The sequence below is a fragment of the Thalassoroseus sp. genome, from assembly GCF_984380535.1.
Window position 1 is genome coordinate 23,505 of the sequence record NZ_CFHRBF010000005.1, and the last position, 13,623, is coordinate 37,127.

Sequence of the window (13,623 nt, forward strand, 5' to 3'; positions counted from 1 at the left end):
ATCAGAACCCGGTACTCGACGGTCCACTTTGCCCGGTCTTGGTTGGTTTTTGAGGGTTGGCTCGCAGGGTATCCATCATCAGAGCGAACAAGTCGACTTCCTCGCCGGGTTTGTCGTGACGGCGAATCGTGGGCAATTCGCCACCGGTCGGCACGACTAGTAACATCACAACTTCCGCTGCAGTCGCCTTGTAGTTCCCAATTTCGAGGGTTGCTGTCTCACCGGCCGGTGTTTCGATGCCTTCGAACTTCGCGCGGTAGTATTTCGAAGGCTCCAAATAACTTGTCGATGGCACCTCCTGAGAATTCCAATATCGCTGAGAGACATAATCGCTCGGCATTCCGCGGACGAGTTTCAAGTCCGCCCCAATCACCACTTCGAAGAACTGCGACGCTCGTGACTCTTCTTCCGAATTCCACAGGTGGTAGTTGGAACAGGCGAACAAATACGCGTCTTTCTTGACGCCATTGACATCGACGGGCGTCGTCCACACCCCGACAAGCCCATAGGGTTTCAGTCCCCCTAAGTACTCTAGACCGGGAGGGTCCGGGGTCGCTTCGGGTTCGGAATTTTCGTCGTCATCGGATTGTTTTCGTGGTGGTGTGTACGACCAAGCCGACTGAAAAATGCTAGGAACCCGCAACATCAAACCGTGTTCGGAACCCCACGGTTGAGCCAAGTTTTCGTCGACCATCGTGACAAATGTCATTTGATCGGCGGTAGCTTTCAATCGCTTTTCGTAAGCACCGACACCGCAACCAGTCAGACTGATCATAACAGTTGCCGTACACAGCCATGGGATCAATCGAAGATTCCTAGCAGTCGAGGAACCCTGAGAACTTGGCATCGAGAATCACCTTAAGTATGTCATTCAGCAAACCGCGGAGGTGCGGTGCTGCGGGAATTGTCAGAGTCGAGAGTGTCCGTTCATCTTAATCGAGCATACGCCCGGGGGCTACTCTTCCTTCGGCTCATCGAGTTCGCGGACCCGATTCTCCCAGAACGCCAGTTCGTCTGCGGGAATGTCGGCTTCCTCACGCGGCAACGGTTTGTCATCGGGTTCGGGTTTATGATCGGGCACAGGATTGGGCGGGCTCGGTGGGGGTGACGATTGCGGAGCCCGTGTGGACTTTGGCTTGGGCGTTTTCGAAGACGGTGCAGATGACGGGTTCGCTGGGCGTGAGGTTTTCGCTGACGGCGGTGACTCCTTCGCACTGGGTTTGAGCGACTTGGGAATGATCGAGCCGAAGACCTTCAACCAGTGCCGCACTTCCGATGGAGCCGGTTCCCCGACAAATTTCTCCGGGGCAACCTCGGATTCCCGTGGCTGTTGACTGCGTCGTTCCGCGTGGCCAACGAGTTTTTCCCAGTAATCGAGACTGCTCCACGAACGGGCTTTGCGTTTCTGCGCTGCTCGTTTGAGACGCCGGTCGTCGGAGACCACGCGAACTTGCCGGGGGGCGGAATGGTCGGCGATCAACTGCTCGATCAGCGAATCGGCGTCGCCACCAGCTCCGGCAAATAGGACCGTGACACTCTCTCGGCGACTTTGACGATTCTCGTTGCCAGGCGAATCGAACGCGTCGAACACAACCGTCGTGCGAGGTTGCATCTCCGGGGTGACCATCGCGATCAATGCCCGCAGAAATTGCTCGCGAGCACGTTCGAGTCCGCCAGGGCCGTAGCGTTGTCTCGCGAACCCGGCGGCGTGCATTAGGTTGTAACCGTCGATAATGACGAACGGTCTCGCCACATTCGCCCCAGCGGTATCGAACAGAACCACACAATGACAGGGTGTCACGGCTCTGTGAACCGTGACACCCATGAAAGTCGATCACGTAAACCGTGTGACGGTTTCTCGCGTCTGCGAGACAGAAGCTGCTACGAGCCAAAGTCGACGTTTCTAGTTTCTAGTCGCGAAGACGTTCCATGCGGGAAACTTGGTAGCGGCTGGAACGTTCGCTCACGAGACGCTCTTCGGCTTCCCGACGTTCGGCCACCAAGCGACGATCGAGGGCTCGCAATCGCTCTTCACCACGGACAGCGTGCCAACCGTTGTTGACCATTTCCGGTGCGGCTTTCACCGTCGCTCGCGGCGGAACGATTTTCCAATCGGTTTGTTCAACCGCATCGTCTGCCTTTTCAGGGGTTCCATTTGGCACCAAAGGCTCGACACAGGCCACCTTCGCGGAATGCACCTTGGTCCAAACTTTCGAACCCGACTCGTTGTGATTGTGCCACAACGCATACTTACATTGTGAACATGGCGTGCGAGCAACAGCCCATTCCCGCGGAACGGTCGGGGCTTCCACGCCAGGCGGAGTCAGTTCTTCATAGTAACGGAATTTGTCGTCTTCACGACGGAAAACGATCTCCCCAGAGTGCAACCGATTGCCCCAGGTGATTTCCATGAATCCGCGACCACGATCCAGATAAACCATTCCACTTGGTCCGTTGAAGACTTGAGCATCATCCACGGTGCACTTCAAGCAGGATTGCTGGGTTTCCGGCTCGGCACTGATGGTCGGTGTGCCGACTCGACCGGCGATCACGCTCTCGGCCGTTCCACAGCACTGGGAACATCCGGTCGAACAGCAAGCCGACGGACGTGCGGACACAACCGTCGAGGAACAGCACGAAGCGGTCGGTGCGTAGTACGAACTACTTGCGTAGTAAGAAGTCGCCGGCGTGTAGTACGAAGTCGTGTAGCTGGGGGTGTAGTACGATGTGTACGACGGAGTATAACCCGACCAGTACGGTGAATAACTCGACGTGTAATTATAACCTGAGCTGTACGGCGTATAGCCGGACCAATATGGCGAGTAGCCGGTGGAATAACGCATTCCGCCCAAACCGAAGTCCCAATTCCAGTAAAACTGAGCGGACGCGGTTTGCGTAGAGGCGAGAACCGCAAAGCAAATGGCCAGCGCGGTCAAAAATCGACGCGGCATGGTAGGTTTCTCCTCGAAAGGACGATTGTGGCAATTTCCGTCCAAGTTGCCGAAACTCGCAGTTCTCGCATGAGTTATTGCGAAGAACGTGTCGGAGTCTGTTGCGGCAATTGGTTCCGAATTCCACTTTATCGCCGGCGAGGAGCAAGTTCAATCTGAAAGCATTTTACCGCTTATCCGGATTGCCCTGATTGCATCACCCAAAAAGCCGAAAGCCGCCGGGGATTGACTCCCGGCGGCCTGCTTGCCGATTTCGTGCGGCAAACGATTGGTTTCTACAACTGTGATCCGATGACAGTTCGAATTGCTCGACAATCGATGTCTTCGATGCCGTCCGCTTTTATTTTCGCGTGGCTTCGACGTTGATGAGTCGAGCCGACGGACGACTTAGGTCGATCATCAAGGGTTGTTCCGATTCGGCTTTGCTGAGGTTGCCGGCCGCATCTCGGGCGGTCACGCGGAGGTAAACCCGTGTCGGCGTGTTCGGAGCCAATGCCCAGATGTATTCGCCGGTGTCCTCAATCCAACCGGAGATCGGTTCCCAAATTCCGTTGGGATCGGTTGCGTACGACAATGCAATCGGTCGATCGGCCGGGTGATTGTCGGTGGTTTCCCACATCACGCGAACCTTCATCAAATTCGAGCCGCTACCCTGTTCGGCACCTCTCAAGACCACTTCCGGGGCAGTTTGATCGACGACGACAACCATCGACGGTTTCTCGCCAACTTGCGGCGGAGGATTGCTGAGGCCGGTGCCGCTCTTGACGCGAATCGCAAACCCGTAGATGCCGTCGCGAGGCGTTTCCACGTTGAACGGGCTTTTTGCATCCGGGTCACCACCGTAGCGGAACCATTGTCCGCCATCGTTCTCGGTGATGAACAGTTCGACCGCACCCACACCGGATGGTCCGACGTCTTCCAATTCATAATCGATGTTGAATTGGCGGGTGTTGACCACGCGGGTATGTTTTGTCACTCGCGGCGGTTTGCCTTCGGTCGTGTACGGATTTTGAAGAATCTCGGGTCGCGATGCCGACGAGCTGGAAATCAGATTGGTCGGTGTCGTATCCCAATTTCCCGATGGTGGAACCATCGCCAAATTGTTGCCGGGTTGGCTCGCGATGGGGCCTTCCGGTTCCTGGCGGCTTCGCGGCGGACGAATGACCGGTTGCACCGGGACGTCCAAACGAATTTGTTTCTCGACTTGTTGCACGTTGCCCGCTCGGTCGGCGATCGAACCCCGCACGGTGACGAAGCCGCGTTCAGGAGCCGTCCACGAGGTTTGTCCCGCAGCAGCCGGTTGCACGCGAACGGTTTCCCATTGAATCGTGCCGGTTTGGAGGAACTCGAGTTTCAACGTGGAAACATCCAAGTTGGAATCGATTGCTTCCCAAGACAACTGCACGCGTCCGCCGGGAGTGCCTTGCAAATGGACATCCAAATCGGGCTTGGCGGTGTCGATCACGACTTGCAAACCGGCTTCGTTGATATCACCCGCCGGATACAGTTGGTTGCGTGCATCGAGCGTCCGGACCGCGAACCAGAATTCACCGTCTCGGGTGGCACGGTAATCGAAGCGACCCATTTTCGGATCGACCGCTTTCGCAAGTTGCCAAGTTTGTCCCTGATCTTCGGACTGATAGAGCCGAATCTCCTGAGCACCGATCCGCCGCATCTCCGCGGGATCGAATCGATACGGGATACGGAACTCCGTTTTGTTGGTGTAAATTGGAGCCGCAACAACGCTTTGCGCAACGCCGACGACACCAACAGTCAGCAACAGCAAGCCGGTACGTTTCACCAACTGAAACAACGGGGTTCGCATCGCGTGCCCTCACGGTCGAGAATTCACGGAACGAGCCAACCGAACGCCAACCACGGCGCTCGATCAACCACAAGACCAATCATGGACGAATTGGCCTATCCTCACTATCGACCGCTCACCGCGGGCCGCTTCAAGAAAATACAGCGACTTTACCGGTTGTGCAGAAATTCCCACCTGTAACGACTCATCCGCCATCCTCACAATGAGTGCCGGGGAACGCGAATAGAACCAACTCGCTTACAACATCGCCAAAAACCGCCGATTGCGATTAATCTCGGCGGTCACTTCGGAGGCTGTTGGCAAAATGGGAATTCCACGCGGAACGGGGTGCATGAAGATTTCCGTCCAACCGGCGAATTGGATGGCGTTCAATGCTGCCACAATTCGTCCGAATTCAAGCTCTCCCCGAGCCGGAAGTTGTAGCAATTCCTCCTCCTTGGGCAACTTCGTCATGCAGCCGTGCCCGTGCTCCCAGGCGTAAAAGTGCAACAACCGATCGCCGAGATCCTCGATGAGTTTCCCCAATTGCTCCGGGTCTTGCGGGAGATGATACGGTGCGAGTGCGATCCCCAAACTCGGAGATGGCGAAAACTCCGCCAACCAGCGGACCGAATCCGGCGAATCAATGAGATTGTTGGCGTGGTTCTCGATGCCGATGGCGTAGCCGTGTTCCTCAGCCGTTTTGAGTTGCGGTTCGAGCTTCTTCACAAACTCTTTCACTGCCGCTTTCAACTCTTTGCCCTTAAGATTCTTCGGACCCGAACCGCCAGTGATCATCAGCTTGACGCCGAATCGTTTGGCGAACGCCGCGTCTTCACTCAACCGAAACGGCCCAAGCCGGTAATGCGTGAGCACTCCCAATCGCACCGCGTGTTGGTCGAGGAGCTCCGCAAATGCATCGTGCCCCATTTCCTCGACTTGTTCCCGCTGATTGCCATGTGGCATCGGCCAGATGTCGAGCACCTCGCTGCCGGTCTTCTTGACTTCCGGTAAAATCTCCGCAAGTGGCAGTTTACCATACATGCAGGAAGCCAATGCCCATTTGAACTGATACTTGTTCGAATCGGCGGCGAGCGCAGCCGTCGCACCGGCAGCGACCAACCCGGCAGTCGTTCCTAGAAATTGACGGCGATTCAGTGATGGTAAGGATGATCGCAACATATCTCGTTCCTCGGAGTGATTGAAACCGGAAGTCTCGGGTGCCGCGGCTCGGGTTTTGTGGAATTCGCACATATCCAATTGGACGGCAAACCATTCTCAGGAAACGAGTGCTCCGCTTGCAACCCTTTCCCCGGCCTTGCAGAATGAGGGTTCATTGATCACTCAGTCGCTCACCGAGGATTTCCCATGTCTGTTCGCTCCGGACGATTACTGAACCGTTTGTGTTTGGCGGTGTGTTTTGTCGGGTTCTTGTCGCTTTCGACCTTCGCAGCAAACAAGGAAGCCGTTCTCGACCCGAAGGAAGCCGACGAAGATTACGCCTTTCAAGGTGAGTACAGCGGAACGATCGCGGAAGAAGGGGCCGACGTGAAACTGGGCGTGCAAGTCATCGCCTTGGGTGATGGCAAGTTTCGAGCGGTCGGTTATCCCGGCGGTTTGCCCGGAGACGGTTGGGAAGGCGAGAACAAAGTCGAAGTCGAAGCGACCCGCAGCGGCAACGAAGTGGTCTTCACAAAAGGCGACGGTCCGAACGGTGTGCTGTTCGACGGCAAATTAGTCGTCGAGCGTCCCAACGGAACGGTGATGGGCACGCTGAAGAAAGTTCACCGCAAGAGTGCCACGCTCGGCGAGAAACCACCCGAGGGAGCCATCGTGCTTTACGGCGGCAAAGACGATGTCAAGAATTGGAAGAACGGGAAAGTCTCCGAAGACGGTTGGCTTATGCAGGGCACGCAATCAAAGCAAACCTTCCAAGATCACACGCTCCACTTGGAATTCTACTTGTCCTATATGCCACACGCTCGCGGACAAGCCCGCAGTAACTCCGGTTGCTATCTGCAAGGCCGCTATGAAGTGCAGATTCTCGATTCCTTCGGCCTGACCGGCGAAAACAACGAGTGCGGCGGGATTTACACCGTTAGCAATCCCAGCGTCAACATGTGCTATCCGCCGCTCACTTGGCAGACGTACGACATCGACTTCACCGCTCCGAAGTTCGACGAAGACGGCAACAAAACCGCCAACGCGATGATGACCGTCCGTCACAACGGCGTGTTGATTCAGAAGGACGTTGAAATCCCCGGCCCAACACGAGCCGCCCCAAATCAAGAGAACGCCGACGCCGGCCCGGTCTACATCCAGAACCACGGCAACCCGTTACGATTCCGCAACATCTGGGTGCTTGAGCGATAATAAAGAGGTGGAGAGTGGGAAGTCGAGAGTGAACTCGACTTTCTACGCTCGACTCACAACTCTCCACCCTCGACTCGAAATTACGCTGCTTCTTCGTCGTCTTCGCCGACACGGGCAACGCGGAGGTTCGGCGCTTCCGGTTCCGGGTTGTCTTCGATTTTGAACCATTTGGCGACTTTCGCCAGGGTTTGCGGACGGACCCGTTTCAGTTCCAAGACCGCCATCGATCGCCCGTCGAGACGGTACTCGAACCCTTCCGGCAACCACCGTTTCTTCGGACGTTGCACTTGAGTGTCGATCGCCACTTGCCAATATTCATCGGCCGCGTGTGCGGGCAACACGAAATTCACGTCGTAGTGATGAGCGTTCATGAGTAGTAAGATCGTTTGACCAACGATCGGCCGACCTTTTTCGTCGGTTTCGTGCATCATTTCGCCATCGAGTTGCAACCCGAGACATCGGGCACTTGCAGCGTGCCAGTCGCGATCGGCCATTTCTCGGCCATCGGGTGCAATCCACTGAATGTCCGTGGCATCGGTGCCGCGAATCTCTCGACCTTGGAAGAAGTGCCGGCGTTTGAACACCGGTTGATCCCGCCAAAACTTGATCACACGCTGGACGAATTGCAGCAAATCTTTCTGTGGTTCGGTGAGCTCCCAATTGAGCCAACTGATTTCGTTGTCCTGACAATATGCGTTGTTGTTACCGCCTTGTGAATGTGCGAATTCATCGCCCATCCGAATCATCGGCACACCCTGCGACAGCAACAATGTCGTCAAGAAATTTCGCATCTGTCGCGTGCGTAGCGTGACGATGTCTTCTCTGTCCGTCGGTCCTTCGGCCCCACAATTCCAACTGATGTTGTGATTGTCGCCGTCCTCACCGTTCTGCTGGTTGGCGAGATTGTGTTTGTTGTTGTAGCTAACCAAATCGTTGAGGCTGAAACCGTCGTGACTCGTTACGAAGTTGATACTTGCATACGGTCGACGACCGCTGTGTTCGTACAAATCGCTTGAACCACACAATCGGGTCGCGAACTCGCTGACCGTGTGACCATCGCCACGCCAGAACGATCGCACCGTGTCCCGGTAACGCCCATTCCACTCCGTCCACAAAACGGGGAAGTTCCCGACCTGATAACCGCCTTCACCCAAGTCCCACGGTTCCGCGATGAGCTTCACATTCGAAAGCACCGGGTCTTGATGAATGATGTCGAAGAACGCACCGAGTTTGTCGACTTCGTGCAATTCCCGCGCGAGGGCACTACATAAGTCGAAGCGGAACCCGTCGACGTGCATGTCGAGCACCCAATACCGCAGGCTATCCATGATGAGTTGTAGCACGCGTGGCGATTGCATATTCAGCGTGTTGCCGCAACCGGTGTAGTCCATATAGTACCGCTCGTTGCCAGGCACGGTGCGGTAATAACTGGCATTGTCCAGGCCACGCAGCGAGATCGTCGGTCCGTTGTGGTTGCCCTCGCCGGTGTGGTTGTACACGACGTCGAGAATCACCTCGATTCCCGCCGCATGCAACTTTTTGACCATCGACTTGAATTCCCGGATCGCGTTCCGGGGCGACTTCGACGAGGAGAACCGTTGTTCCGGTGCAAAGAACGACATCGTGTTGTAACCCCAGTAGTTACTCAGACCGTTCTCGACCAAATGCCGATCGTTCACGCAATGATGCACCGGCATCAACTCGACAGCCGTGACACCTAAATCTTTGAGATACTTGATGATCGGTTTCGTCGCCAACCCTGCATAAGTACCGCGAAGATGTTCGGGCACTTCGGGATGTCGCATCGTCATCCCCCGGACATGGGCTTCGTAAATGATCGTCCGATGCCAGGGTGTGCGGAGCGGTTTGTCTTTACCCCAGCGGAATTTGGGATTCGTCACCACACCCAACGGGGCGCAATCGGCATTGTCGCGGTCGTCGAACGACAAATCTCCAGCGGGGTCACCAATTCGATAACCGAACATCTTGTCAGACCAACGGATATCGCGACCGATCGCTTTCGCGTACGGGTCCAACACGATTTTGTTGGCGTTGAACCGATGCCCATGTGCGGGCGCATACGGACCATGTACGCGATATCCGTACAATTGCCCCGGTTTGACGTCCGGCAAATAGCCGTGCCAGACAATATCGGTTTGCTCAGCCAATGGAATACAATGGCTTTCGCGTTGTGAAGAGACGGAATCGAACAAGCAAAGTTCGACGCGTGTAGCGTGTTCCGAGAAAACCGCGAAATTTACGCCTTGTCCGTCGTATGTTGCCCCCAAAGGTGAGGGCCGCCCCGGCCAGACCCGCATCGGTGTGTCTCCCTACATCCAGACTGCCGAGCAAGACTCCGACGCGCCAGCCGGACATCCCCTATCGGTCGCCTCTTTGTCTTCCGGCCATTTCTTTTGAAATCGGCGACGTGGTTGAGTCGCTTGGTGCATCCCACGTCGCTCCCTCAACCAGCGGTATCTTAGCTGTTCAGGAAATCTGCTGCAATCTGCGTTCGGAGAAATTGAACACATTAACACTGGCTGATATCTCTTCGTTTTGAACTTCGAGCCTCAACGGGCTACGATGTTGCCACATAACTCTGTCCGTCATCACACCTTGAGCCGTGGACCGCATGAGTGAATCACCCGCCGCCCGGCAGATCGTTCTGATCGGCGGAGGCCACACGCATTTGCATATTGTCGATGCTTGGCGGACGAATCCGATCCCGCGAACCGAATTGACACTGGTTTCGTCCTTCACCTTCTCCACTTACAGTGGCATGTTACCCGGAGTTCTCGCCGGGCAATATGACGATGCCGACATGAAAATCGATCTCCGCCAACTCACGGAACGCTGCGGAGTCAATTTAATCACCTCGCCGATGTCCGGTTTCGATGCGGACACCTCTCAGGTAATGTTCCCGGACCGACCACCCCTATCTTATCACATTGCATCGATCGGGATCGGTTCGGTGCCCGCCGGTCAAGAATTGTGGCGAGAGCATTCGGAAATCATTTCGATTAAACCGATGCAAACCTTTCTCGACCGTCTGGAAGATCAACTCACCGAAGACAGCGGGCAGGGCGACGACGCCCCGGCGTTGCGAGTAGCAATCGTGGGAGCCGGAGCCGCTGGGTTCGAAGTCGCGTGCTGCTTGGATGCGCTTCTTGATTCCCGTGCAATCGACGCCGAACTGACGCTCATCGACGCCGAAGAGCAGATTCTCACCGGCTTTCGCTCGCGAACCGTGCGATACGCCATGCGAACACTGAACAAGAAGAGAATTCACGTTCTGCTGAATCATCGGGTGACGAACTACACCGACGGGCAGTTGGAGTTCGCGGACGGTTCGCAGCGTCCGGTCGATTTGGTGTTGTGGACCGTTGCCGCCGCTCCCCCACCAGTGTTGCAGCATGTCAATTTGCCGAAAGCGGATGACGGGTTTCTGGCGGTGGAAACGACGCAGCAAACGATCTCCGGGCGACCGGTGTTTGTTGTGGGCGATACCGCAACGCGGGTGAACGATCCGATCCCCAAAGCTGGCGTGTTTGCGGTCCGCGAGGGGCCGGTGCTCTGGGAAAACCTGCAACGACTCGCCCGCAAACTTCCGCCGCTGCCCTACGAACCGCAATCGAACTACCTGCGGTTGCTCAACACCGGTGACGGCAAAGCCATTATGGAGTGGGGCATCTTTTCCTTCCATCACCGCTGGATGTGGAAGTGGAAAGACGCCATCGACCGTAACTTCATCAAGGAGTTTCAACCATAAAAACGATGCAGAGCAGAGCGTTTGAGAGCGACAACTGCCATACTGATTTGTGACCTGTGACTTCTGTCCCCTGAATAACAATGCCCCCCAAACCGACCATCGCCTTGATCCCACGCACCACATCGAATTGTCTCGATTTGGCGGTGGTGTATTTTGGCCGGAATTATCCGGTGCTGTTTGGGATGTGGATGTTGGTCGCGTTGCCGGCGGCATTGCTGGTTTACCTTCTGACACGGTGGTGGGAACTCGATTGGCGATTCGCAATCGCCACCGTGTACTTTTCGAGCTTGGCACTGAGCGTGCTTGTGGTGAACGACGCGATTCCCCGGTTGTTTCCCCAATCGGATGAAGCCACACCCGACGACCGACGATCGTCACGCGGACTGTTCGGAGCCACATTGGTGCTCGTTATCTTAGGTATCGGCGGGGGTCTGCTCGTTCGCAACATGGGCGACGCCTTCGGACTAACGGTCAGTCTGCAACGTGTCGGAGTGGCAGCGGGGTTTTGCATCGCGGGTGTGGCATTGTTGGTGCAATCGAGCATCACCGTGGGACGGTATCAGCATCTAAGTTGGAGCATGGCCCGGGCGTTTTATCTTGGCTTGACGGTCCGAAGTTTGGCGGCCATCGGACCGGCATTGGTTTTGTTTCCGCCGGAGAGTTGGGTGATTCTGCTGGGTTTAGTGCTGTGCATTTGGCCGGGAGCGTGGGTGTTGATCCGCACGGGATTCACCTTCGAACGCACGTGTCTGGGTCGCATCGATCCTCATTGGCAAGCCACGCACGTCAAGAAAATCATCCGCAGCGAGGGAGCGGATCTTGTGGCCCGCGCATTTTGGACCAACGCCTTTTGGATGGGGCTCACCGCACTTGCCTTCGTAACAATGGACGCGGCGATCACGCTTCTGTTTCAAGTGCCGATCTTTTTCGGACGAGCCTTCACCGATGCTTTCTCCGGCGAACGGGCCGTCGAATTGCTACAGACCGATCCGCTGGTGTTAACGACGCTCACCGCCACCGCCCTCCTGACTTGGCCATTGGCGCGGATGGCGTGGTTGTTCACCTATCTCGACATCCGTGTGCGACGAGATTGTTGGGACTTACAGTTTCGGATGGCCGAAGAAAGCCAGCGTCTTCGTACACAAGGTCTCGCTCGCTGAGAAGTCGGCGAGTACAATGGAGAGACTCGTCGACCGTCGCGTTTGGGACAATCACAATGTCGGACCGATCCAAATTCTTCCAAAAAATGATCTTCGTGATTGGCTTGTCATTCGGCGTGAGCGAAACGCTCGCCGATGACGCCCCGCAAGCACGGCGTGTTCGTCGGACCGCTGAGGAAATTTTATCGTCACCCGAGTTCCAAAACTTCGAACGGTTGCAACGCTCGACGGGCGGTGCAGGTCGACAATCAATTGGGTCGGGCAGTGGCACGACTCGATTTCGCATGCGAACCGGTTCCGGTGGCAATCGCGCGGAGTCGCAAGGTGATGCCCAAAATCCGAACGGTCGACAGCGTTTACCAGGACCCGGTCGAAACCCCGCGAACGAATTCGGTGGGGACGGACAACCCGGCGACAAACCCAATGATAACAGAGCCCGCAATCAGCCATTCGACGGAGACAACCAAGCCGGTCGCGAACCGGATGGTCCGGGCAACAACCCTGGAGAGAATCCAGGCCGTGATGACTTTCCGGAAGTCGACAACAACATCCCCAACCCCGGCGACCGCAACTTCGGAGAAGATGGCCAACCGGGCGACAACGCCGACAACAACCGCCCAGGCAACAACGGCAACCCGGAAGACGGCGACGCTGAGAATCGCCCCGGCGAGAACATCGGCGAAAACGTCGGTGCCAACGGCGAACTCAACAACGATGCGGAAAACCCGAACGGAAACCCCGCCGGTGCAGGCAACGATCCCAACAACCGTAACCAGAACGGCGGCGAGAACGGAGCCAACAACGCCAACGGCAACAATCCAAATCCGCCTCGGAACAACGAACCGCTGCCGCCCGTCCGACAAAACAATCCACCCGACGAGAATCCGCCGCCACGCGAGCAACCTGTCGAACGCAGTGAGCCTGACGAGGACTCCACGGTCACTTCACCCGCAGCGAATTCCTTTGCCGGGTTCATCGCAGGATTGTTTCACCTGTTAGCCTACGCGATTCTCGGAATTGTCATTGGACTGATTCTGTGGCTGATCATCAAAGCGATCAAGGACTTCGAACTGCCAACCAAACTCGAACGTGAAGAACTCCCCGACGGCGACTTACCTTCGAATGCCAACGAACCGGAAAATGCCCCCGGCGAACATCCGCCCGATGTGTATATCGCCAAGGCTCGGGAGTTGGCTGCGATTGGCAACTATCGGGACGCAATTGCCCAGCTCGCCATGGGAGCCATGAGCCGTATCGAACGCACGAATCGTATCCGCTACCGACGCGGTTTGACGATTCGCGATTACCTTCGTGCACTCCGTCAATACAAAACCGAATACCAAGCATTCCGCTCCATCGTGCGCGTCTTCGAACCCGTCAGCTTCGGACGTCGTGAACCCACCCGTGCCCAATTCGAACAATCCCTCGGCGGCTACGAAGCGGTCTTAAAGGGCGAAGGATAAAAACGGAAGTTAGAAACAAGCCACAACCCACAAGCCACAACCCACAACCCACAACCCACAACCCACAACCCACAACCCACAACCCACAACCCACAACCCACAA

At 56.2% G+C, this 13,623-nt stretch carries 10 protein-coding genes; 4 read left to right on the forward strand and 6 right to left on the reverse strand.

The features are described 5' to 3' along the window. Nucleotide 1 precedes the first annotated feature (1 nt). The 5 genes from AC5DDB_RS07895 to AC5DDB_RS07915 all read right to left on the reverse strand — a co-directional run bounded on the left by AC5DDB_RS07895 (nt 2) and on the right by AC5DDB_RS07915 (nt 5,937). The gene (locus AC5DDB_RS07895; protein ID WP_491739160.1) at nt 2-775 is read right to left on the reverse strand and encodes a hypothetical protein; all 774 of its coding nucleotides are present in this window, start codon (nt 773-775) and stop codon (nt 2-4) included. Between the two features lie 180 nt (nt 776-955). Further along, nucleotides 956-1,801, reverse strand: coding sequence for an NYN domain-containing protein (locus tag AC5DDB_RS07900; RefSeq protein WP_491739161.1), 846 nt, complete (start codon nt 1,799-1,801; stop codon nt 956-958). A 109-nt stretch (nt 1,802-1,910) separates the two neighbouring features. Continuing rightward, nucleotides 1,911-2,951: a hypothetical protein gene (locus tag AC5DDB_RS07905; RefSeq protein WP_491739162.1), complete on the reverse strand. Its 1,041-nt coding sequence runs from the start codon at nt 2,949-2,951 to the stop codon at nt 1,911-1,913. 340 nt (nt 2,952-3,291) lie between these two features. Continuing rightward, nucleotides 3,292-4,776 (reverse strand): hypothetical protein, encoded by a 1,485-nt coding sequence (locus AC5DDB_RS07910; RefSeq protein ID WP_491739163.1) that lies wholly within the window; start codon nt 4,774-4,776, stop codon nt 3,292-3,294. A gap of 237 nt (nt 4,777-5,013) precedes the next feature. Further along, the gene (locus tag AC5DDB_RS07915) at nt 5,014-5,937 is read right to left on the reverse strand and encodes a sugar phosphate isomerase/epimerase family protein (RefSeq protein WP_491739164.1); all 924 of its coding nucleotides are present in this window, start codon (nt 5,935-5,937) and stop codon (nt 5,014-5,016) included. Between the two features lie 186 nt (nt 5,938-6,123). On the opposite strand from AC5DDB_RS07915, the gene AC5DDB_RS07920 reads away from it, so the two are divergent. Continuing rightward, on the forward strand, nt 6,124-7,128 hold the full coding sequence (locus tag AC5DDB_RS07920) for a 3-keto-disaccharide hydrolase (protein WP_491739165.1): 1,005 nt from the start codon (nt 6,124-6,126) through the stop codon (nt 7,126-7,128). An 80-nt stretch (nt 7,129-7,208) separates the two neighbouring features. On the opposite strand, the gene glgX is transcribed toward AC5DDB_RS07920, so the two are convergent. Further along, a complete protein-coding gene (gene glgX, locus AC5DDB_RS07925) occupies nt 7,209-9,446 on the reverse strand; it encodes a glycogen debranching protein GlgX (protein WP_491739166.1) in 2,238 nt (745 codons plus the stop codon). 314 nt (nt 9,447-9,760) lie between these two features. Here glgX and AC5DDB_RS07930 point away from each other — a divergent pair, with 314 nt between their 5' ends. The 3 genes from AC5DDB_RS07930 to AC5DDB_RS07940 all read left to right on the forward strand — a co-directional run bounded on the left by AC5DDB_RS07930 (nt 9,761) and on the right by AC5DDB_RS07940 (nt 13,520). Further along, nucleotides 9,761-10,897, forward strand: a complete 1,137-nt coding sequence (locus AC5DDB_RS07930) for an FAD-dependent oxidoreductase (protein WP_491739167.1) — start codon at nt 9,761-9,763, stop codon at nt 10,895-10,897. Nucleotides 10,898-10,977: 80 nt separating this feature from the next. Beyond that, entirely contained in the window at nt 10,978-12,057 is a 1,080-nt protein-coding gene (locus tag AC5DDB_RS07935; protein WP_491739168.1) for a hypothetical protein, read from the forward strand. Nucleotides 12,058-12,113: 56 nt separating this feature from the next. Next, complete coding sequence (locus tag AC5DDB_RS07940; RefSeq protein ID WP_491739169.1) at nt 12,114-13,520, forward strand: DUF4129 domain-containing protein; 1,407 nt, start codon at nt 12,114-12,116, stop codon at nt 13,518-13,520. Nucleotides 13,521-13,623 lie beyond the last annotated feature (103 nt).

What these genes read in the sequence shown, in the direction of transcription:
- AC5DDB_RS07895 (WP_491739160.1), bottom strand. Translation starts at nt 775, where the DNA reads ATGATCAGTCTGACTGGTTGCGGTGTCGGTGCTTACGAAAAGCGATTG.
- AC5DDB_RS07905 (WP_491739162.1), bottom strand. Translation starts at nt 2,951, where the DNA reads ATGCCGCGTCGATTTTTGACCGCGCTGGCCATTTGCTTTGCGGTTCTC.
- AC5DDB_RS07910 (WP_491739163.1), bottom strand. Translation starts at nt 4,776, where the DNA reads ATGCGAACCCCGTTGTTTCAGTTGGTGAAACGTACCGGCTTGCTGTTG.
- AC5DDB_RS07915 (WP_491739164.1), bottom strand. Translation starts at nt 5,937, where the DNA reads ATGTTGCGATCATCCTTACCATCACTGAATCGCCGTCAATTTCTAGGA.
- AC5DDB_RS07920 (WP_491739165.1), top strand. Translation starts at nt 6,124, where the DNA reads ATGTCTGTTCGCTCCGGACGATTACTGAACCGTTTGTGTTTGGCGGTG.
- glgX (WP_491739166.1), bottom strand. Translation starts at nt 9,446, where the DNA reads ATGCGGGTCTGGCCGGGGCGGCCCTCACCTTTGGGGGCAACATACGAC.
- AC5DDB_RS07930 (WP_491739167.1), top strand. Translation starts at nt 9,761, where the DNA reads ATGAGTGAATCACCCGCCGCCCGGCAGATCGTTCTGATCGGCGGAGGC.
- AC5DDB_RS07935 (WP_491739168.1), top strand. Translation starts at nt 10,978, where the DNA reads ATGCCCCCCAAACCGACCATCGCCTTGATCCCACGCACCACATCGAAT.
- AC5DDB_RS07940 (WP_491739169.1), top strand. Translation starts at nt 12,114, where the DNA reads ATGTCGGACCGATCCAAATTCTTCCAAAAAATGATCTTCGTGATTGGC.